Origin of the sequence: Chryseobacterium salivictor, from assembly GCF_004359195.1 — a bacterium.
GTDB classification, from domain to species: Bacteria; Bacteroidota; Bacteroidia; order Flavobacteriales; family Weeksellaceae; genus Kaistella; species Kaistella salivictor.
The window spans coordinates 1,915,886-1,936,601 of record NZ_CP037954.1 but is presented as its reverse complement, the minus strand read 5'-3'; the positions used below and the strand labels follow the sequence as shown (position 1 = coordinate 1,936,601).

General features: G+C 38.5%; 19 protein-coding genes. 9 read left to right on the top strand and 10 right to left on the bottom strand.

From position 1 onward, the window contains the following. Positions 1-144 precede the first annotated feature (144 nt). Entirely contained in the window at positions 145-513 is a 369-nt protein-coding gene (locus NBC122_RS08905; RefSeq protein WP_133440041.1) for a glyoxalase, read from the top strand. A gap of 77 nt (positions 514-590) precedes the next feature. Here the strand turns inward: NBC122_RS08905 and NBC122_RS08900 are convergent, their stop codons facing one another. The 5 genes from NBC122_RS08900 to dgt form a co-directional block, all read right to left on the bottom strand. After that, positions 591-1,286, bottom strand: coding sequence for a DedA family protein (locus NBC122_RS08900; RefSeq protein ID WP_133440040.1), 696 nt, complete (start codon positions 1,284-1,286; stop codon positions 591-593). Positions 1,287-1,350: 64 nt separating this feature from the next. Beyond that, the gene (prfB, locus tag NBC122_RS08895) at positions 1,351-2,463 is read right to left on the bottom strand and encodes a peptide chain release factor 2 (protein ID WP_133440039.1); all 1,113 of its coding nucleotides are present in this window, start codon (positions 2,461-2,463) and stop codon (positions 1,351-1,353) included. A 177-nt stretch (positions 2,464-2,640) separates the two neighbouring features. Further along, on the bottom strand, positions 2,641-3,273 hold the full coding sequence (locus NBC122_RS08890; RefSeq protein WP_133440038.1) for a hypothetical protein: 633 nt from the start codon (positions 3,271-3,273) through the stop codon (positions 2,641-2,643). 219 nt (positions 3,274-3,492) lie between these two features. After that, complete coding sequence (locus NBC122_RS08885) at positions 3,493-4,389, bottom strand: SPFH domain-containing protein (protein ID WP_133440037.1); 897 nt, start codon at positions 4,387-4,389, stop codon at positions 3,493-3,495. A 69-nt stretch (positions 4,390-4,458) separates the two neighbouring features. Further along, positions 4,459-5,814, bottom strand: a complete 1,356-nt coding sequence (dgt, locus tag NBC122_RS08880) for a dGTP triphosphohydrolase (RefSeq protein ID WP_133440036.1) — start codon at positions 5,812-5,814, stop codon at positions 4,459-4,461. 825 nt (positions 5,815-6,639) lie between these two features. Here dgt and NBC122_RS08875 point away from each other — a divergent pair. The 7 genes from NBC122_RS08875 (at position 6,640) to NBC122_RS08845 (ending at position 13,501) form a co-directional block, all read left to right on the top strand. After that, positions 6,640-7,920 (top strand): TolC family protein, encoded by a 1,281-nt coding sequence (locus NBC122_RS08875; protein ID WP_221343568.1) that lies wholly within the window; start codon positions 6,640-6,642, stop codon positions 7,918-7,920. Further along, complete coding sequence (locus NBC122_RS08870; protein WP_133440035.1) at positions 7,920-8,858, top strand: HlyD family secretion protein; 939 nt, start codon at positions 7,920-7,922, stop codon at positions 8,856-8,858. Before NBC122_RS08875 ends, NBC122_RS08870 begins: the two co-directional genes overlap by 1 nt. Positions 8,859-8,862: 4 nt before the next feature. Continuing rightward, positions 8,863-9,786: an ABC transporter ATP-binding protein gene (locus NBC122_RS08865; protein ID WP_133440034.1), complete on the top strand. Its 924-nt coding sequence runs from the start codon at positions 8,863-8,865 to the stop codon at positions 9,784-9,786. 2 nt (positions 9,787-9,788) lie between these two features. Further along, positions 9,789-10,535: an ABC transporter ATP-binding protein gene (locus NBC122_RS08860; protein WP_133440033.1), complete on the top strand. Its 747-nt coding sequence runs from the start codon at positions 9,789-9,791 to the stop codon at positions 10,533-10,535. A gap of 10 nt (positions 10,536-10,545) precedes the next feature. Continuing rightward, positions 10,546-11,652 carry an ABC transporter permease gene (locus NBC122_RS08855; RefSeq protein WP_133440032.1) on the top strand — a complete coding sequence of 369 codons (1,107 nt, stop codon included), beginning with the start codon at positions 10,546-10,548 and terminating at the stop codon, positions 11,650-11,652. 2 nt (positions 11,653-11,654) lie between these two features. After that, positions 11,655-12,770: an ABC transporter permease gene (locus tag NBC122_RS08850; protein ID WP_246012303.1), complete on the top strand. Its 1,116-nt coding sequence runs from the start codon at positions 11,655-11,657 to the stop codon at positions 12,768-12,770. A 128-nt stretch (positions 12,771-12,898) separates the two neighbouring features. Further along, on the top strand, positions 12,899-13,501 hold the full coding sequence (locus NBC122_RS08845; RefSeq protein WP_133440030.1) for a 2,3-bisphosphoglycerate-dependent phosphoglycerate mutase: 603 nt from the start codon (positions 12,899-12,901) through the stop codon (positions 13,499-13,501). Positions 13,502-13,739: 238 nt separating this feature from the next. Here the strand turns inward: NBC122_RS08845 and NBC122_RS08840 are convergent, their stop codons facing one another. The 5 genes from NBC122_RS08840 to NBC122_RS08820 all read right to left on the bottom strand — a co-directional run bounded on the left by NBC122_RS08840 (position 13,740) and on the right by NBC122_RS08820 (position 18,438). Beyond that, the gene (locus tag NBC122_RS08840; protein ID WP_133440029.1) at positions 13,740-15,035 is read right to left on the bottom strand and encodes an NRAMP family divalent metal transporter; all 1,296 of its coding nucleotides are present in this window, start codon (positions 15,033-15,035) and stop codon (positions 13,740-13,742) included. Positions 15,036-15,519: 484 nt separating this feature from the next. Then, on the bottom strand, positions 15,520-16,281 hold the full coding sequence (locus tag NBC122_RS08835; RefSeq protein WP_133440028.1) for an SDR family NAD(P)-dependent oxidoreductase: 762 nt from the start codon (positions 16,279-16,281) through the stop codon (positions 15,520-15,522). Between the two features lie 322 nt (positions 16,282-16,603). Next, the gene (locus NBC122_RS08830) at positions 16,604-17,266 is read right to left on the bottom strand and encodes a BON domain-containing protein (protein WP_133440027.1); all 663 of its coding nucleotides are present in this window, start codon (positions 17,264-17,266) and stop codon (positions 16,604-16,606) included. A 453-nt stretch (positions 17,267-17,719) separates the two neighbouring features. Further along, positions 17,720-17,947 carry a hypothetical protein gene (locus NBC122_RS08825; protein ID WP_133440026.1) on the bottom strand — a complete coding sequence of 76 codons (228 nt, stop codon included), beginning with the start codon at positions 17,945-17,947 and terminating at the stop codon, positions 17,720-17,722. Positions 17,948-18,048: 101 nt separating this feature from the next. Next, positions 18,049-18,438 carry a DUF302 domain-containing protein gene (locus NBC122_RS08820; protein ID WP_133440025.1) on the bottom strand — a complete coding sequence of 130 codons (390 nt, stop codon included), beginning with the start codon at positions 18,436-18,438 and terminating at the stop codon, positions 18,049-18,051. A gap of 814 nt (positions 18,439-19,252) precedes the next feature. On the opposite strand from NBC122_RS08820, the gene pyrF reads away from it, so the two are divergent. Then, on the top strand, positions 19,253-20,611 hold the full coding sequence (gene pyrF / locus NBC122_RS08815; RefSeq protein ID WP_133440024.1) for an orotidine-5'-phosphate decarboxylase: 1,359 nt from the start codon (positions 19,253-19,255) through the stop codon (positions 20,609-20,611). Positions 20,612-20,716 lie beyond the last annotated feature (105 nt).

Sequence of the window (20,716 nt, the reverse complement as noted above, 5' to 3'; positions counted from 1 at the left end):
TTTGGGCTTTAAAAACGATAAAAAGGCATTAAAGTATTCATTGGCGGAAATCGAAACTTATTCACTCCTAAAAAAAATAACGCGGTGAAATCACTCCCTGTTTCAATTTCAAAAGCTTTACATTTACTGCAAAGAAAAAATTAAATGATCACGAAAATTGATTTAAGGGAAACTTTAGAAATTCCTGTTTTAGAAACGAGTTCCGCAATTGAGCAATTTCAGAATCAATCCTTGCGACCGGTTTTAAAATTACAAAATGAACTCTATCTGAAATTATTTTCAACGTACTGTGCGCGCCAAAATCCAGATTTCAATTCTTTATCCGCAGCAAAAAAGAGAACTTTCATCGAACAGAGTTTACTGAAAGACAGCGTTCTGAAAAACACCTTCATCGGAATAACGATTGGCATGCTGACCCTTTCCGAATTGGATCTGTATATTTTGGAAAGCAAAGAGTATAACAGAAGAATGATCACCATGCTGACCGAAAGAATAAAGGACCAGACAAAGTAATCCTCATTACTTCATTCCAGATTAAAAAAAACAGCATTGTAAAAAATGCTGTTTTTATATTTTAAAAGAAAAAATCTTTATTTAGAAATATCCGCGTCCTGTTTTACTTCTTCTTTCTTTTTTCCGAAGAAAAATTTTGCGATGATCGGAACAGTTGTAATCAATACAATAATAATGATGATCATTTCTAAATGCGATTTCAAATCAATATCAAACTGAGTTTTGAATAAGGCATCTAAATAATGTCCCGCGAAAATTAACGAAAATGACCACAAAAAAGCACCGATAATATTATCGATTAAAAACCGGGTTTTATCCATTTTTACGATGCCGGCTACAATCGGCGTAAATGTTCTGACGATGGGTAAGAATCTCGCCATAATTACTGCCAAAGCGCCATGTTGTTCGAAAAAATCGTGTGCCTGAAAAAGGTATTTCTTTTTGAAAAGGAATGAATCTTCTTTTTTGTAAAGAGCTGGTCCGGCTTTAAGCCCAAACCAATAACCAATTTCATTACCAATTACAGCAGCAACTGCCACTGCGGTAGCTAAAATGGTAGTATCTAATAAATTACTTCCTGTACCACCGAAAGTTTCTTTAACAATTTCTACCGCATATATACCTGATACAAAAAGCAAACTGTCACCAGGGAGGAAAAACCCTACAAACAAACCCGTCTCTGCGAAGATAATAAATAAAATGAGCCAAAAACCACCCATCTTTATATAAAATTCAGGATTTAAAAGATCCTTCCAACTTTCGAAATGCTCCATGGTGGCAAAGATAATAAAAGACAGCGTCTATCGATATTAAGTATTTGTTAAAGTTTCTTAAAGTTTAGATTAAAAAATCATCCTCTTGGGCAGCCGTTCCATCAGCCATCAGGAATGCTTTCAGAAAAGGCGTTAAACCACCGTTCATCACGCCATCCACATCTGAGGTTTCGTAACCGGAACGCACATCTTTCACCAGTTTGTAAGGATGCATCACATAATTCCTGATCTGGCTTCCCCACTCGATTTTCATCTTTCCTGCCTCAATTTCATTTCTTGCTTTCATGCGCTCTTCGAGTTCCATTTCATATAAACGGGAACGCAACAGCTGCATTGCTTTTTCTTTATTTTGAAGCTGGGAACGGGATTCGGAATTCTCAATAATAATTCCGGTCGGCGCATGACGCAGCCGGACTGCGGTTTCCACTTTATTTACATTTTGCCCACCTGCGCCGCTGGAACGCATGGTTTCAAAGGAAATATCAGCCGGATTAATATTAATTTCAATGGTATCATCAACCAAAGGATACACGTATACCGACACAAAACTGGTATGCCGTTTCGCATTCGAATCGAACGGTGAAATCCTCACTAGACGGTGAACACCATTTTCTCCTCTTAAATATCCAAAAGCAAATTCACCGTCGATTTCTAAAGTTACCGTTTTCACACCGGCAACCTCGCCTTCCTGATAATTCAGTTCTCGGATTTTATATCCCTGATTTTCTGCCCACATGGTGTACATCCTCATCAGCATCGAAGCCCAGTCGCAGCTTTCTGTGCCTCCTGCTCCTGCCGTGATCTGCAGAACGGCAGAAAGTTCATCGCCTTCGTTGGAAAGCATGTTTTTAAATTCTAAATCTTCAATCTTCTTTATAAGTACCGGGAAAGATTCGTTCAGTTCTTTTTCGGAATCCGGATCTTCTTTGGCAAATTCCATCAATACCTGAATATCTTCAAAACGCGCGAAAATTTCTTCGTAATCGTTGACCCATTTTTTCTTGGACCGAAGTTGCTTCATAAAAACTTCTGCTTCTTTCGGATGATTCCAAAATTCTGGTGACACCGTTTTTTCTTCGTCGTTTGCAATTTCAATTTTTTTTCGGTCGATTTGTAAATATTTATACAATTCGCCGATTCTGGATTGAACGTCTTTTATTTGGTCGCTGTTAATCATAAGTCATGCAAAAATACTTAAAAATGTTTTAAATAATAATGAATTACTTATGATTAAAGTGAAAGATGATTCTACTGTTAAGGTTACTCAACTAATTAAGAATTAAAATAAAGCCCAAAAAAAATGCCCTAAAATTTAACTTTTTAGGACATTATAATCTAAGTATTTTTAACAATATTACTTAACTTGATAAGGGAAATTTCTTGAAACCTTTCTCATCATACGTTCAATAACATCATCTGTAGAAGTTGCAATACTATCATCCAAAGTTTTAAAAAATCTCCAAAGTAAATCACCATCAACTCCATCATTTATCGTCATCGTCAATGTTCCTGTTCCTGTTTTGCCACCGAAACCACCAAGTAATACAGCCGTTGCAATTGCACCAGCTTCTGATTTAGTTTGTTCAATTTCATATTTTCCGCCAATAATTGCATCAACACCCAAAATTTCAGCAATTTCATCTTTTGTAAACTCGTCTAGCTTATCTAGCATTCCTGATTTTTTAAGCAAAATATTAGTTTTGTCAACATCTTGAAATGAAACTAAATAATTGTCTCGTTTTCTCAAAAGAAAAGTATACATACTTGTCTGAACACTTGTTGACATTTTTTTTTCTTGCTCCTTATTAGCTTCTGCACTAAAATTTTTGGGTTGTTTCTTGTAGTTAATGCTTACATCGAAAGGAATAATTGCAACCGTTTTCTGAGCAGCAATTTTTTCTTTTAGGTTGGGTGCTTCAAAGATTTGTTTTTGGGAGTAAATTTTAGTAAAAAATACTAAAACCAACAATAAAGAAATTTTTTTCATAAAATATTTTTTTTTAAATTTATCCAAAAGTAAGATAATTTAACAGTTATAATAGTAAAATTAATAAAAAAGCTAAAAATATCTTATTGTTCAGCTTTTTTATTGTTAAATTTTTTACTTAAATTATCAATATGAACTTATTAAGAAGGTTTTCAAAATTTCCGCCAAAAAAAACCAACTCCGAAAAGTTGGTTTAATTTTATAAATACAGAAAATAACTTATTCTTTAATATGTTCCATTTGCTGGGTGGCAGCCATAGAAACCATTAAATCATTTAATAAAGTACTTGCGGAATTTGGCGAATTCGGCAACAATACCAAGCTGCTTTTGTTCGTGGAACCAATTGCCTGAAGCGTATCATAATGCTGTGTTACCACAATTAAAGCAGAAGCTTCCTGTGCATTGATATTCGCTTCGTTCAGCATTTTCACGGATTCTACCAAACCGGCGGCGATTTCTCTCCGCTGATCGGCAATACCTTGACCCTGTAATTTTTTAGATTCCGCTTCAGCTTTCGCTACGGCAACAATTCTGATTTTCTGTGCTTCAGATTCGTATTCTGCAGCCGTTTTTTCACGTTCCGCAGCATTAATTCTGTTCATCGCATGTTTCACCTGTTCATCGGGATCGATATCGGTTACCAACGCTTTGATAATGTCATAACCATAACTTTGCATCGCTTCCTGAAGTTCTCCTTTGACTGCAATTGCAACGTCGTCTTTTCTTACGAAAACATCATCCAGTTTCAACTTTGGGACTTCCGCTCTTACTACGTCAAAAACGTAAGAGGTGATTTGGTTTTCCGGATTTTCTAACCGGTAAAAAGAGTCGGCAACCTGCGAGGCGATAACTTGATACTGAACGGAAACTTTCATTCTGATGAAAACGTTGTCCAAAGTTTTGGTATCAATAATCACATCTAACTGCTGAATTCTCAGGTTCATTCTTTTGGCAACCTGATCGATGAACGGAATTTTTAAATGTAAACCCGATTGGCGTACGGTATGAAATTTCCCTAAGCGCTCTACAATTGCAGCGGTTGCCTGCTTCACCGTAAAAAAGGAGGCAAATAAAACAACAAGGGCGAAAAAGATAATAAATCCTAAATAAGTCATTGGAATTTTTTTAATGGTTTTTATTAAATCGTTTTGATTTTGGATAAAGATAATTAAAATTTTGCGAATTTACATCGTCATTCCGATATCAATTCCTTTAATTTTTCTATATAAATCAGTCGCGAAATTGTCGGTCATCCCGGAAACGAAATCAATTACACCGAGAACTTTTTGGTAATCAGATGCATCTTCATACAGAAACTGTTTGGGCAAAAGCTTCAAAGCCATTTTATCGTAAGATTTCCGCTGGGATTTCTCTGTCAAAATCGGCGGAATAAAATGATTCAGCAATTCGTACATTACGTTATAACCGGCATTTTCTATTTCGATGACGTTTTTATGATTGTAAATTTTATCAATTGAAAAGTTTTCGATTTCCTGCAAAGACGGATTGTCAATTTTATAAATATCGAGCAAAGCTTTATCTAAAGTCCCGTGTAAAATATCCAGAAAACGTTCCTGATAAATCTGAATGGATTTATTAATCAATGCATTGATTACTTTTGCTCTTAAGTAAGAAATTCTCTCATTAGCATTGGTCAAAATCGCTAATTTATCTTCTACTCTTTTGGTATTTCCATTTTCGGATTTTATCAGTTCGAGGAACAGATTTTCGCAGTCAGAAGTAGAAACAATTCCCAACCGGTGCGCATCTTCCATATCGATGATGTTGTAGCAAATATCATCAGCAGCTTCTACCAGCCACACAAAAGGATGTCTTTTAAAAATCGTTGGCTCCTCACTTTCCTGATGAAGATGAACTGATTTTGCAATGTTCAGAAAGGTCTCTTTTTCATTTTGAAAAAAACCGAATTTCTTGCGGTGAATGATCCCTTTTTTCTTGGCAATTGCTTCACACGGATATTTTGCAATACTTGCCAGCGTGGTATAGGTTAGCTGTGTTCCGCCTTCATCTTTGCCGGTTTGCTGGTGTGTTAAAACTCTGATGGCATTTGCATTTCCTTCAAAATTCACCAGATCTGCCCATTCTTTTTCGTTGAATTTTCCTTTTAAATCTTTTTCATTTTTCTCAAAATAACTGGCAATAGCATCCTCGCCGGAATGTCCGAAGGCTGGGTTTCCGACATCATGACACAGACAAGCTGCGGCGATGACATTGTGTAAATTATGCTGATAAAAATTCTGTGCATTTTCGTCGAGATCATTTTTATAATTGTTAAAAATAAAATCTCCAACGGCACTTCCCAAACTTCGGCCAACAGAAGAAACTTCCAGAGAATGCGTCAGTCGGTTGTGTACAAAAACACTTCCGGGAAGCGGAAAAACCTGGGTTTTATTCTGTAATCTTCGGAATGCCGCTGAAAAAATAATACGGTCAAAATCTCTCTGGAAATCGGTTCGCGAAGCTGAAGTTGCGGGATGGTTTCCGGTCCGCTGATGGGTAAATAGGCTGTTTAAAATCATAATATTCACCCAAAAATAATGCTTAATTTTAATTAATAAAAGTTTTTAAGATGAAAGTTTATTTTTCACCGCTGCCACTGATAATTTTCTTTTGGAAGGCAAATACTTCAAACAGTTAAGAATCTTCTTAAAACACAGCATAATAATATTTTACCGCAGGAAACCAGAATTATTGCTTTCAATTTGGATGCGAAATAATTAAGGTTGTAGGAACATCTAAAATTGACCGCACAACACCAAGTGAATTCTTTGAGGTGACGGTTAGATTTTGCAACTGCGCAAAACTGTCTTCTCCCGGATTATGAGCCTTTATTTCTTCAATAAAGGTCTTTATCTGTTTTCTTCTCTTTTTTTACATCCACCAACCAAAACCGGAAAACAGGTTTGGAACTTTGCAAAAGTATATTCCGGATAAATTCTGTGCCGAGATCAAAATCATCGGTAGGGTTAACCATCTCAAATGGAAATAAAGTCGCCTATTGGGCAAAATTGCAGTTTGAGTTTTGTTGCAAAATGTTGTCACAAACGACTGCTCATCTGCTATATGTATAATTTATTTTTATATATATATAACTGTACAGACTTAATAAATCCGAAATTTAATATAATAATAAATGTACACTCCATACATCTGCCTGTGGATATGGAGTACAAAAAAAAGTGAAAATTTTAAAATGATGATCCGTGATCCATAAACACGGCCTAAACAGCCAACATCAGGATTCACCTGCATTGATGGATTCCATAGAAACATTTACCTGCCAACAGTTCAATAAGGATTGCATTATGATAAAACCAACAAATTCGCTAAGGAGGAAATTTACAATGGCAACCATTACCGCTATTTTAATGCTTTTTGGCAGACATCATATCCATGCACAGGAGCCTGCAAAAGTTGACATCGCATCAGCCTACCAACTGGCCTACAAAAATTATCCGCTCATCCAGCAGGCGCACCTGATTGCAAAAACAGCTGAATATTCTGTTGCCAATGCAGCCAAAGGATATCTGCCTACTTTATCCATTAACGGGCAAGCTACTTACCAGTCTACGGTGACTGATTTTCCGCTGAACAACCCTCTTTTTACATTACCCAATTACAGCAAGGATCAATATAAAATCTACGGTGAAATAAACCAGGTGATCTATGATGGCGGGCGCATATCCAATCAAAAAAAAGCTGCAAAAGCCAACGAAACCGTTCAGCAGCAAAATCTAAAAATTGAATTATATACTTTATACGACCGTATTAACCAATTGTTTTTTGGCGCTGTAATCATTGATGAACAGTTAAAAATCAACGGTTTATTGAAATCTGATATTCAGAATGGAATCGACAAGACCAAAGCTTTGGTTGCAAACGGTCTCGCATACAGAAGCAATGTGGATGAACTTACCGCCCAACTTTTGCAGGCAGAACAGTCTCAGACAGAATTAAATGCCACAAAAAAAGCATACCTGGGTATGCTGAGTTTGCTAATCAATGTTCCTCTTGATGAAAACTCTGTTCTTGAAAAACCGGCCGCTCCCATCATTTCAGAAGAAATCAACCGGCCGGAAATTTTATTTTATGAGGCGCAGAAAAAAATAGATGATTTGCAGGAACAACTTTTAAAAATACAGCTTCGGCCGAGACTTGGCTTTTTTGTTCAGGGCGGATATGCGCGCCCGGGTCTCAACCCACTGAGCAACGATTTTTCCTGGTATTATATTGGCGGACTCAGATTAAATTGGGACCTGGGAGGTTTATATACCTTACAAAATCAAAAGAAAATACTGGCTCTAAACAAAGAAACACTTGACATACAAAAGGAAACTTTTCTGTTCAACACCAAAATTTCCCAAAAACAACAACGCGCCAGCATCGAAAAATATGCAGAACTTTTTAAAAAAGACGACGCTATCATTGCTTTACTCGAATCTGTAAAAAAGGCAGCGGCCGCACAGTTGGAAAACGGAGTTTTAAGCGCTCACGATTACATCAATGAAGTCAATGCAGAGAACAAAGCCCGCCAGACCCGTATCCTTCATGAAATAAAGCTTTTACAGGAGCAGTACAATTACCAAAGCACCACAGGAAACATTCAAACGCTAAACAATCAATAATGAAAATCAGGAGCTTTTTATACACCGTTCTACTGGGTCTGACTGTCACGGGATGCAATTCAAACAATGCATTGTATGATGCCGAAGGTACCTTTGAGGTAGATGAAGTCATCGTTTCATCGGAAGTACCGGGTAAGATAATATCCCTAAATGTGGAGGAAGGCTCAATACTTAAAAAAGGGAGCGTTGTAGGTGTGATCGACTCTATCCCTCTTAATTTACAAAAAGCGCAGGTGGAGGCCACTATGGCTGCATTGCATCAAAAAACAATGGACGTAAGACCTCAGGTTAAAATGCTCAAAGATCAAATTGCGGTACAGAAAGTTCAGCTCGCTAATGCAATCCATGAAAAAAAACGTACCGAAAGATTATTAAAAGCAGACGCGGCTACCGGCAAACAACTGGATGACTGGAATAATGCAATCGAGGTACTGCAAAAACAAATAAAAGTGCAGGAACAACAGATAAAAGTGCAGGAAACCACAACAGCTGTCCAAAACAGTTCGGTACTGAGCGAATTTAAGCCCTTAAAAAAATCGGTAGCACAAATTAATGATCAGCTGAAAAGAACAAACATCATCAATCCAATAAACGGAACCGTACTCACAAAATATGCAATGGCTGGCGAAATGACCGCCATAGGAAAACCCGTGTATAAAATCGGTGATTTATCTGTAATTACCTTAAGGGCTTATATTACAGAAACACAACTGGCACAAATCAAACTAAACCAACAGGTAAAAGTACTGGTAGACAGCAGTCCGAATTCTTACAGAACATACACCGGTACCATTATCTGGATCTCTGATAAAGCAGAATTTACCCCCAAAACCATTCAGACCAAAGAAGAACGGGCTAATCTTGTTTATGCGGTTAAGATTCACGTAAAGAACGATGGTTATTTGAAAATCGGAATGTATGGTAATGTAAAATTTTAATGAAATGCGCCCCACCATAATCATTGAAAATATCACAAAAACCTATCGGGTGAAAAAGGAAGTCATTGAGGCCGTAACAGGCATCAACTTCAGCGTGGAAAAAGGAGAAATATTCGGTCTTATCGGTCCCGATGGTGCAGGAAAAACGTCTCTTTTCCATATTCTGACAACCCTGGCGTTGGCTGACAGCGGAAGTGCTTCAATAGATGGTTTTGATGTGATCAAAGATTACAAACAGATACGCAGCAGCATCGGTTATATGCCCGGAAAATTTTCCTTGTACCAAGATTTGTCGGTTCAGGAAAATCTCGAGTTTTTTGCCACAATTTTTAATACCACTATTGAACAGAATTATGAAATGATCAAGGAGATTTACCGGCAGATCGAACCTTTTAAAACACGGAAAGCAGGCCAGCTGTCCGGAGGGATGAAGCAAAAGCTGGCACTTTGCTGCGCGCTCATTCACAAACCATCCGTGTTGTTTCTCGATGAACCTACAACGGGGGTCGATGCGGTATCCCGCAAAGAGTTCTGGGAAATGCTTTACAGGCTCAAAAATCAGGGCATCGCAATACTGGTTTCTACCCCTTATATGGACGAGGCCAGCCTTTGCGACAGAGTGGCGCTGATCCAGAAAGGAAAGCTTTTGTCAGTGAATACCCCAAAAGGTATTGTCAGTGAATTTAAAAAACAGTTATGGTCTGTAAAAGCCGACGATATGTTCCAGCTGATGAATGACATTAAAAAAAATGCATCAATAGCAAGTTGCTATCCTTTTGGGCAGGTGCATCACGTTGTTTTTAAAACTGAGGGAAACAGTAAAGCCCAATTGGAACAGATTATTGCACAGGGAAAATACAGCCAGAGCGAAGTTAAATTAATTGAACCCAGTGTCGAAGATTGTTTTATGGCATTAATGCAGGAGTAACCATGGAAACAGAAAAAGTAATAACAGCCAAAGAGCTCACCAAACAGTTTGGTGATTTTACCGCAGTCGATAAAATTTCTTTTGACGTGAGAAAAGGGGAAATTTTTGGCTTTATAGGAGCCAATGGCGCCGGTAAAACTACTGCGATGCGCATGCTGTGCGGCTTGTCTCTGCCTACTTCGGGATTGGCCACCGTCGCCGGCTTTGATGTTTACAAACAGAACGAACAGATCAAAAAACACATCGGTTACATGAGTCAGAAGTTCTCTCTTTATGAAGACCTGACCATTAGAGAAAATATCCGGTTTTATGCCGGCATCTACGGTTTAACTGATAAACTGATTAAGGAAAAAACAGCCTTCCTGCTGGAGCAGCTGCACATCGTGGGTCAGGAAAAAACACTGGTGAAGGCTTTGCCTCTCGGGTGGCGGCAAAAACTGGCTTTATCGATTGCCATCATTCATGATCCCGCCATCGTTTTTTTGGATGAACCCACAGGCGGTGTCGATCCCATTACAAGACGGGAATTCTGGAATCTGATTTATGAAGCGTCTGCAAAAGGCATCACCATTTTTGTTACAACCCATTATATGGATGAAGCAGAATACTGCAACCGGATTTCTATTATGGTGGATGGAAGGATTGATGCGCTCGACACCCCCGAAAATCTTATGAAACAGTATTCGGCATCATCGATGGACAGTGTTTTTTTACAGCTGGCAAGAAAAGCGGTACGGACAGAAAATTAATCTTCAAAAAATGAAACAGTTTTTAATTTTTGTGAAAAAAGAATGGCTTCACATTTGGAGAGACCGCAGAACGCTGTTCATTCTTCTTTTTATGCCCATTATCCAGATTGTTCTGTATGGCTTTGCCCTTACTACTGAAGTGAAAAACTCTAAAATCGCAATTTTCGATCAGTCCAAAGACGAAGCCACCATGGTGATCTCCAATGAAATAGCCGCCAGCAGATATTTCGATCTGGCCAGGAACCTTTATTCCTATAAAGATATCGAAGCTGCTTTCCGCAAGGATGAGATGAGGGTCGCCATTGTATTTCCTGCAAAATTCAGGTATGATCTCCTGCACAGCAATCAGGCTCAGATACAGCTCATAGCCGACGCTTCTGATCCCAATACCGCAAACACCCTCACCAATTATGCCACTTCAATAATTAAGGATTATCAGCAGACGATCAATCCTGCTCAGGAAATGCCATACACCATCCATACCCAGCTGAGAATGCTTTACAACCCTGAACTGAAAGGAGCTTACAATTTTGTCCCCGGCGTCATGGCACTCGTATTGATGCTGGTATGCGCCATGATGACCTCCATCTCGATTGTCAGGGAGAAGGAAATGGGCACGATGGAAGTCATTTTGGTGTCTCCTTTAAAACCCTTTCGGATCATCATTGCCAAAACGATTCCTTATCTTTTGGTTTCGATGGTCAATATCGCCAGCATACTTTTGCTCAGCGTTTACGCACTGGAGGTGCCCATCACCGGAAACCTGGGTTTATTGATTGCCGAGAGCATTTTATTTACCGTTACCTCTCTTTCGGTGGGAATATTAATTTCCAATACCGCCAAAACCCAGCAAACGGCGATGTTTACTTCAATGATGAGCTTATTCCTGCCTACCCTGCTGTTCAGCGGTTTTATGTTTCCTATTGAAAATATGCCTGTTCCTTTGCAGGTCATATCCAATTTGGTGCCGGCAAAATGGTATTTCATCATCGTAAAAGATGTCATGATTAAAGGACTTGGTTTTGCATCAGTCTGGAAGGAAACTCTGGTTTTAATTGCCATGACGTCAATATTACTTGTCGCAAGTATTTATAAATTTAAAATCAGACTGACATGAGAATGATGAAGTTTTTGTTGTGGAAAGAACTGTTACAGATCTTCCGGGACCCGGCCATTATAAGAATACTGTTTGTCATGCCTATGGTACAGTTGCTTATTTTACCCCTCGCCGCTGACTATGAAATCAAAAACATAAACCTGGGCGTAGTCGATCGTGACCATTCTGAATACTCGCGTAAGCTTGTCAATAAGGTAATATCTTCCGGATATTTCCGTCTGAAAGATTACAGCCCCAGTTTTCAGCAGGGAATGAAAGCCATTGAATCAGACAAAACCGATCTTATTCTGGAAATTCCGGCCCATTTTGAAAGAAACCTCATCAAAGAAGATCAGGGTACCCTTTTCGTTGCGGTAGATGCTGTAAATGGTGTTAAAGCCGGATTGGGAGGCGCTTATATACAACAGATCATACAGGATTACAATCAGGACATCCGCACACAATGGTTACAGGATGAGCGGTTTAACCGACAGCCAACTATCAAAATCGTTTCAGCCAACTGGTACAATCCTAATATGAATTACCGTGTTTTTATGGTTCCCGGAATACTGGTCATGCTCATAACGATGATCGGTTCGTCCTTCGCTTCAAACAATATCGTCAGGGAAAAAGAAATGGGTACTCTCGAACAGATCAATGTAAGCCCCATCAGGAAAATACAGTTCATTTTGGGTAAACTCATTCCGTTTTGGATGCTAGCAATCATCGTTTTGACCATGGGACTCCTCATCGCCAGATTCGTGTACGGAATAGTGCCGCTGGGTCATTACAGTACCATTTATATGTTTGCAACCATTTACCTCCTGGCGATACTCGGACTGGGTTTATTGCTTTCTACCTATGCCCAAACTCAGCAGCAATCGATGCTGGTGTCTTTTTTCGTGACAATGGTTTTTAATCTGTTGAGCGGATTGTACACTCCCATTGAAAGTATGCCGCACTGGGCACAGATTATCACGAAATTTAATCCGGTTTCTTATTTTATCGAGGTAATGCGGATGGTGATGTTGAAAGGCAGCGGACTGGCAGATATCAAATACCAGATATTGGCCTTGATCGGCTTTGCTATTTTTTTTAATGGATGGGCAATATTAAATTATAACAAACGATCCGGGTAAAAAACACTTAGCATAAAATTTTCAACTGTTTTATGAGTGATAAGGTCAAATTAAGCACTGTTCTCAGTAAATTTTATCTTGATTTCAGCAGGTTACAACTGTACTCAACCGTTCTTTAAAATGATAAAATGGCTCTATTAATCTTCGTACGACACGGGCAATCGCTATACAATTTTGAGAACCGTTTCACCGGAACCCTCGATATTGGATTGACCCCTCTTGGCCGCCAGGAAGCAAAGAATGCAGGCGCGAAACTCAAGGGTTATGTTTTTGATATCGCATACACTTCCATGCTGGTCAGAGCTTGGGAGAGTCTGGAGATTATCCTCCATGAAATTCATTTAAAAATCCCCATCGTAAAAAACAGTGCCCTGAACGAAAGGATGTACGGCAGTTTGCAGGGACTCAATAAAGCAGAAACGGCGCAGAAACACGGGGTGGAACAGGTCCAAGTCTGGAGAAGAAGTTATGATATCCGCCCACCTGGCGGCGAAAGTCTCGCAGATACCGCTAAACGTGTTATTCCATATTATGAAAATATAATCGTTGCGCAGTTAAAAATGGGTAAAAATGTTTTGATTGTGGCTCATGGTAACAGCTTGCGGGCTTTAATGATGCATCTGGAAAATATCAGTCCGCAGGATATTTGCGCAGTAAATATTCCCACAGGTGTCCCCAGAATGTACCATTTTGATGCAGACATGCGTCTTTTGAGTGTGAAATACCTTTAAAGTTTGCATTTTTAATTGTTTTTAAAATATATTCTTGTGAATTATCAGAGCCTGTTTTATTTGTTTTAAAAACCATAACAGTCACAAAAGCTGCAACCTGTTTTATCATGATGATTAAAGACAGATATCCATTAATTATCTTTAAGATGATCGGTCTTGGTTATTATAGAAGCGCGAGTTAAGATTCATGTATTTTTTGAGATTTTACTTCTTTATTTTACATCAACTTCTTTTGATGTTAAAAGGCAGCGAACATGGCAATAGATGCTGCTGCCATGACGATAAAGGTCGCCCATAACAATCCTTTGGACAGCCATCCGCTTTTGAAATCACCCATAATCTGTTCACTTGTGGATATCCGTACGATAAGAAACAGCAGCGGTACTGCGGCTACTCCATTGAGTACAGCGGTATAAACTAGAGCTTTTACCGGATCAATGCCAATAAAATTCATTGCCAGGCCGATGAGGGTTGATAGGATAATGACCATATAAAAGCCTTTTGCTTTTTTGAATTTGAGTCCTAAACTCGCATCCCAATTAAAGACCTCGGACACGGCATAGGAAGCCGACCCCGATAGTACCGGTACTGCAAGCATACCGAGACCGATAATCCCTATAGCAAATATCATCTTGGACAGAAGTCCCGAATTCGGGAAAGAGTTCACCAGAGGCTCCAAAGCCCTGGCTGCATCGGCGGCAGTTCCGATGTCGGTAACGCCACTCTTATGAAGTACAGTTCCGCCGACCAGTATGATACACCAGGTAGTGAATTCCGAGATGATCATCCCAATGTTATTGTCTTTCCTCATAGCGTGGATATGGGCCCATCTGATTCTGGGCTTCCCATCCCGTATGAGCCCTTTTTCCTTTTCCTCCTCTACTTCTTGAGATGCCTGCCAGAAAAACATATATGGGGTAATGGTAGTACCAAACACCCCGGTGATGATGAACAGAAAACTAAAAGAAAACTCAAAATGAGGAACAACAGATGCTTTTAACACTTCTGCCCAGGGCTGATCGATAATAAATGCGGTGAGAGGATAGGCAAGCAGTGATAAAGCCAGCCATTTAAGTACTTTTGAATACACCCTATAACTCATAAAGATCTCTAACAAAAGGATAAGAATGGTAAAGCTTACCGTAAGTACGACAAAGTGAACAGGAATAAGAAGCTGCGCAGCGGCGGCCATCGCACCGATATCTGCACCTATATTAATGGTGTTGGCGATAACAACCAGCCCCACGGAAGCATACAGTACCTTTTTATTATAATGATCTTTGATAACAGCAGTAAGTCCTTTGCCGGTAACCATCCCTATCCTCGCACAGGCTTCCTGCACAGCCGTCATAAAGGGCAGCATATATAGCGCTGTCCACAATTGCCCATAGCCAAATTGTGCACCGGTTTGCGAATAGGTGGCGATACCGGAAGGGTCATCATCAGCTGCACCGGTAGTAATCCCAGGACCAAAAAGCCCAAAGAATTCTTTTATTTTTCTGGTTGCGGATCGAATATTATGTTTGACCGACATATTACTGATGCATTTTGTTGGTACAATATACCGTTAAACTTATCATTATTTTTAATTTCTCTATTTTTTATCATCACCTTCCTTCTGATTGTTCCTTAATGATGCCCTGTTCCTACGGTATTTGGCATTTGACAATAAAGGATTCCAGTCAACTGTTTTTTCCTTTCCTGATACTCTTCTGTGCTGATTTCTTCTTAAGCAAAGCGCTTTTTCAGCAAATCAAGCGGCGTGTCTTTTGAGCCTCTTTGTCCGGGAATATTATAAGGAACCGCAAAAATCCAAATAATAAGAATCAGCCTTTCAAAAATGGATGTTTTCCTAAAAAGCAGACCTCTCAATATTCCAAAGGTCATTTTTGGCTAAGCAAATTTTCATCAGCTAAAATTACAGTCACCTTATCGGAAGAGGTTTAAGTTTAAGTTACAATACTTCCGGTTTTGTTTTAACCTGCAGAAAACTGATCATAAAAGGTCTGTAATCTGTATTACTGTGCACACATGCCGCCGTCAATAACTTGGGTTGTACCCGTGATAAACTGGCTGTCACCGCTGGCAAGAAATAAAACTAATTGTGCAATTTCTATAGGTTCAGCATACCGTCCCAGCGGTATAGCAGCTTCAAACTGTTTTTTAACTTCTTCTCCATGGCCTGGAGATGAAGTTTCTTCTATAGAACGCATCATCCGGTTATTTACCGGTGACGGATGTACAGAATTGACTCTTATTTTTCTCGGAGCAGCTTCAATTGCTGTACATCTCATAATACCCACCACAGCGTGTTTACTGGCGGTGTAAGCACTTAAGCCCGCAAAACCCCGTATTCCTGCAACCGAGGAAGTCATAATGATACTGCCGCCATCATTCATTTGGGGCAAAACATATTTATTGCCCAACCACACTCCTTTAATATTAACGGAAATGACTTTATCAAAAACCTCTTCAGGATAATCGGTGATGGGTTTTACGGTCCCTTCAATACCGGCATTGTTGAAAAAAACATCAATTTTCCCGAATAACTGTGCCGCTTCATTAACATATTTTTTGACCTCATCTGCTTTTGACACATCTGCTGCACAATATTTTACCTGCTCACTATTTAATTCCTTCACCGTATTTTTCAGTGCATCTTCAGAAAGATCTACCAAAAGTACCTTAGCGCCATTTTCTAAAAATAATCTCGCGGTCGTTTTACCAATGCTGCCTGAACCACCAGTGATAACGGCAACTTTATTTTCCAGTTTTTTCATTACGTTCATCTTAAATTAATTTCACGACTCATTATTGTTTCGGTTCCAAATGTGTTTATGTCTTATTGTACACTGTGAAAACAAATTTAAAAGCACCTTTTCATTCAGTGCTTTAAATAATGAACAGTATTTTAAATTTTGGCACTGAAGTGATTCCCAACTTCGCGATGTTTTTACGGCATCCCAATGACTTTTAACCGCTGCTTGCAAATTATACGGTTTCAACACTTTTGAGCTTTTTCAGATTCAGTCAGATCAATACTGATCATTTGATTTAATACCTGTGATTGCGGCTGTATCATTAAAAAAATGTTATCAGTGGTTAATAAGCATATTCGTAATCAACTGCAAGTTCATTTTTCACATGCCAAATCCCAGGTGTTTTCCAGGCAATACGGCTTGCCTCCTCTTTGGCATACCAGGAATTAACGACTCCTGTTAAAGTAGCAGTTGTACCTGAAACTGAAACCTCGATTTCACTATCGTCAATTGCACTTCTTCTAAGGGCATTTTTAATGGTTTTCTGTTCAATTTTATCGTGTACCTCGGATTTAATTTTTATATTATTGATGACTCCTTTTACTCCCGTAAGATATTTCACTGCGTTGCTGGCGGCTTCTTTCTCGAAATTCCAGGGCAACTCACCCTCTAAAGTCACCCAACCGTCCTCTACTTTTACGGATACTTTATCATTTGGAACTGACCAATCGGCTTTCAAAGCTTCTAAAACCTCATTAGCGACTTGCGCATCGGTTTTTGACCAGGCACTGGGAATTTTCACCTCAATATTTTCAACCAAAGCTCTTACGCCACTCACTCTTTTAGCAGCATCTTCTGCTTCTTTCTTTTTTGCATAGCTGTCAACCACGCCCGTCAAAGAAACTACACCGTCTTTCGCGGTTACTCCTATTTCCGCAGCGTGTAATAATGGCTCCCATTGGATTGCTTCCTGCACGTCCCGTTGTAATTCTACATTTGTTTTCATTTTAATTTGAAATTTTAATTTTGGAATTTTTAAAATTGCCTATAGAATGCCGGTCTTTGATAAAAATAGATGCCACATATCTGCAATCCTCCACTTTCCTGTTAAACACTTATTTGATTTTTATAAAATTTGATGATGATCCTTTCATTATTAAAGGAACTCAAAGTTCCATAAACCTCCTCAGAAGCAAAATGATCTTCATCATTATGAAATCTGATACTGGTCAATTTTAAAATTTTTAAAGAAAGAATTATTTTTATAAATTGATCATTAAAAATGTTTTAACTATTCCAGAGGACTACCAACATGCGATCTCATTTTTTTTCGTGACCAAATTCATTATTTGGTAAGCCTGTAATTTGCAAATTTGACCTATGAATTTAATGATGGTAATGAATTTACCAATGCTTTCTTTTTTTTAAAAAAAATTTGGTGAATCTTCGATTTGTGCTCTTAAATCATCATACGGGCATTTTTATTACTATTCGCCATTTCCAAAAATTCAGAAAATCTAACTGTATCTGAAATTATATTTTGATAAAGTTCCTTACGATTCTCATCATTTTGCAGGGTTTTAGAAGCACTAAAAGCAGATTTGCAACTTGATGTCAATAACAGTATTGGGAGGGCCAAAAAAATTAAAAAGTTTTTCATTACATAATTATTTAAGTTAATATTCATTTGTTTTTTTTAAAAAATCTGATTAAAATTTTCTCTGGTTCCAAATGATGTGAAATGGCTTTTTATTAAAGAAAATATTTTCGCCATATTAAGGCCCGATACTATAAAGCTTTAATTACTTTTTGTAGCTTGGCACTTATCTCATTGGAAATAGATTGCAAATCTTTGTTTTCTACCGCTTGCATAGATGCATTAGGATTAACTGCAGAAACCTCTATGTGTCCGGTTTCTCTTTCCTGCACAATTACATTGCAAGGCAACATTGCACCTATTTTATCTTCTTCCAATAAAGCTTTGTAGGCATAAGGCGGATTGCATGCCCCGAGGATTTTGTAATTATAAAAATCTACATCCAGTTTATTCTTTAGGGTAGCTTTAATGTCTATTTCTGTCAATATGCCAAAGCCTTCCTCCTTTAATGATTCTGTTACTTTTTGAATAGCTTCATCAAAGGTTATATTGACGAGTGATTTTGAGAAATAGTAATTCATGTTTTTAATTTTTAGTTTTGCTTTTTTTAATATTTGACGTAAAACACTTCTTTTTAGAATCTTGAAACCGACAGTTTCCCATCTTATAAAGTGATGAATTCCTCCACCGGTGGATAAAACTTTGCCGACTGGATATTCGGCTTCGATAATGTTTTATTGATGTATAAAGTTACATTTTTAATTCGGAAAGTGGCGCAAAATTTTACACAAATCCACTTATAACCACCCTCTATTCAAACACATAAGGAGAATTCAATAAAGTGAAGGGTAACAAAAAAGACAGTTGGCCATATCTCATTAATTTCAGTAATACATCACCTTTTGGTCATCAACCGGTTTGCTCAGACCTTATACCGACTCTACCTTTAGGCAGGTGGCATAATATTTAATGCTGCGTGCTACTGGTGAAAAATATCATTTTTTATACTAATGCAACCGAAAGTGTAGTTATTTTAAAATACCAATCAAAAAGCATTCATAACTAATCAATAAGGAGCCTGTATTTGGTACGTGAGACTTTCTGTGAAAGTTTTTCATTGAGTGCAAAGTCTGGAACCGGAAGCATTACGAAAAATTTAAATATTTACAGTTCGAAAAAGTTCTGTTTTATTCTACACCAATAGATCCAAAGTTTATAAACGCATTTCTAAAATAAAGCAGTGCCTTAAAAAGACTGCTTTTTTATTTGGACTCATTCGAGCTGCAAATAAAATAATGATTTAATACCACGACCCCACTTTTAATACTTTTTAACCTTTGAATACTCCCCGAAAATTCATTGAAAAACTTAACTTTGTAATAAAGTAAAAAGTATATGGAAACTAAGAAAGATTTTTTTCTCGAGTGTTATCAGCTCGGCATCATCAAGTTTGGAAGATTTACACTGAAATCAGGCATTGAAAGTCCGTTTTATGTGGATTTGCGTCCGTTGGCATCGGATCCAAAAATCCTGAAAAAGCTTGCTAACTATATGTTGGACATGCTTCCTCTGGATAATTTCGACTTGATCTGCGGGGTTCCGTACGCGGCACTTCCGATGGCGACGGCAATGTCTCTGGAAAGCTATCTGCCTTTAATTATCAAACGCAAAGAAGCCAAACAGTACGGCACCAAAAAAATACTGGAGGGCATTTACACGCAGGGTCAAAACTGCCTCCTGGTGGAAGATGTGATTACTTCTGGCGCTTCTTTATTAGAAACTATTCCGGAAATTGAAAATGAAGGAATTACCGTTTCAGATATCGTGGTGGTTTTGGACCGGCAACAGGGTGGAAAGGAAATTCTGGAAAGCAGAGGATTCCGTGTTCATACGCTTTTTACGATTTCAGAAGTGTGTACTATCCTGAAAGAAGAAGGCCATCTATCCGATGATGAAGTTGAAAGAATCAACGATTTTCTTGCCGGAAACGTTGTAAAATTCAAAGAGGAAAAAAGAATTTCTTACGAACAGAAACTGGATCTTTGTGACCACTCTGTCGCCCAGAAACTGCTGGAAATTGCGATTGAAAAGAAATCAAACCTTATTGTTTCCGCGGATGTTACTACTACACAGGAACTCCTGGCACTGGCTGAAAAAGTGGGACCACACATTGTTGCTTTGAAAACGCATATCGATATCTTAATCGATTTCAATTCAGACCAAACCATTTTACCATTAAAAGATTTAGCGGCCAAATACAACTTCCTTTTGATGGAAGACCGCAAATTTGCGGACATTGGAAACACCCAGGAACTACAGTTTGCGTACGGAATGTATAAAATATCGAACTGGGCAGACTTGGTAACGGCGCAGGTCATTGCAGGCTACGATTCCCTCGACTGTTTCAGAAATGTAGGAGTGGTTGCAATTTTGGGAATGTCCTCCAAAGGGACTTTAACAGATTCCAGTTACCGGGAAGAAGCAACAAAAATTGCATTATCTCATCCCAATGTTTTTGGAGGCGTGGCTCAAAATAAAATTCCAAACGAATTGCTTTTGTTTACGCCAGGAATTAATATGGCGGACTCCGGCGATGGAAAAGGTCAGCAGTACAATACTCCTGAACATGCCTTTACCCAACTGGAAACCGATTTCATTATTGTAGGAAGAGGCGTTTACAAATCTGATGACCCTGAAAAATCAGCCTTGACTTATAAAATCGCGGGCTGGAATGCGTATGAGCAAAGTCTTTAGCTAGTCCCAAATTATAAAGCAACTCATTCCCGCTGATAAAGCCGGTTTTACAGATCAACATTTTGAAAATCTGTGGTAAAGGTTTTCTCTGCGGGGTTTATGAAA

Excerpts from the sequence above, each read along its gene's own strand:
- NBC122_RS08905 (WP_133440041.1), top strand. The coding sequence starts at position 145 with ATGATCACGAAAATTGATTTAAGGGAAACTTTAGAAATTCCTGTTTTA.
- NBC122_RS08900 (WP_133440040.1), bottom strand. The coding sequence starts at position 1,286 with ATGGAGCATTTCGAAAGTTGGAAGGATCTTTTAAATCCTGAATTTTAT.
- prfB (WP_133440039.1), bottom strand. The coding sequence starts at position 2,463 with ATGATTAACAGCGACCAAATAAAAGACGTTCAATCCAGAATCGGCGAA.
- NBC122_RS08890 (WP_133440038.1), bottom strand. The coding sequence starts at position 3,273 with ATGAAAAAAATTTCTTTATTGTTGGTTTTAGTATTTTTTACTAAAATT.
- NBC122_RS08885 (WP_133440037.1), bottom strand. The coding sequence starts at position 4,389 with ATGACTTATTTAGGATTTATTATCTTTTTCGCCCTTGTTGTTTTATTT.
- dgt (WP_133440036.1), bottom strand. The coding sequence starts at position 5,814 with ATGATTTTAAACAGCCTATTTACCCATCAGCGGACCGGAAACCATCCC.
- NBC122_RS08875 (WP_221343568.1), top strand. The coding sequence starts at position 6,640 with ATGGCAACCATTACCGCTATTTTAATGCTTTTTGGCAGACATCATATC.
- NBC122_RS08870 (WP_133440035.1), top strand. The coding sequence starts at position 7,920 with ATGAAAATCAGGAGCTTTTTATACACCGTTCTACTGGGTCTGACTGTC.
- NBC122_RS08865 (WP_133440034.1), top strand. The coding sequence starts at position 8,863 with ATGCGCCCCACCATAATCATTGAAAATATCACAAAAACCTATCGGGTG.
- NBC122_RS08860 (WP_133440033.1), top strand. The coding sequence starts at position 9,789 with ATGGAAACAGAAAAAGTAATAACAGCCAAAGAGCTCACCAAACAGTTT.
- NBC122_RS08855 (WP_133440032.1), top strand. The coding sequence starts at position 10,546 with ATGAAACAGTTTTTAATTTTTGTGAAAAAAGAATGGCTTCACATTTGG.
- NBC122_RS08850 (WP_246012303.1), top strand. The coding sequence starts at position 11,655 with ATGATGAAGTTTTTGTTGTGGAAAGAACTGTTACAGATCTTCCGGGAC.
- NBC122_RS08845 (WP_133440030.1), top strand. The coding sequence starts at position 12,899 with ATGGCTCTATTAATCTTCGTACGACACGGGCAATCGCTATACAATTTT.
- NBC122_RS08840 (WP_133440029.1), bottom strand. The coding sequence starts at position 15,035 with ATGTCGGTCAAACATAATATTCGATCCGCAACCAGAAAAATAAAAGAA.
- NBC122_RS08835 (WP_133440028.1), bottom strand. The coding sequence starts at position 16,281 with ATGAAAAAACTGGAAAATAAAGTTGCCGTTATCACTGGTGGTTCAGGC.
- NBC122_RS08830 (WP_133440027.1), bottom strand. The coding sequence starts at position 17,266 with ATGAAAACAAATGTAGAATTACAACGGGACGTGCAGGAAGCAATCCAA.
- NBC122_RS08825 (WP_133440026.1), bottom strand. The coding sequence starts at position 17,947 with ATGAATATTAACTTAAATAATTATGTAATGAAAAACTTTTTAATTTTT.
- NBC122_RS08820 (WP_133440025.1), bottom strand. The coding sequence starts at position 18,438 with ATGAATTACTATTTCTCAAAATCACTCGTCAATATAACCTTTGATGAA.
- pyrF (WP_133440024.1), top strand. The coding sequence starts at position 19,253 with ATGGAAACTAAGAAAGATTTTTTTCTCGAGTGTTATCAGCTCGGCATC.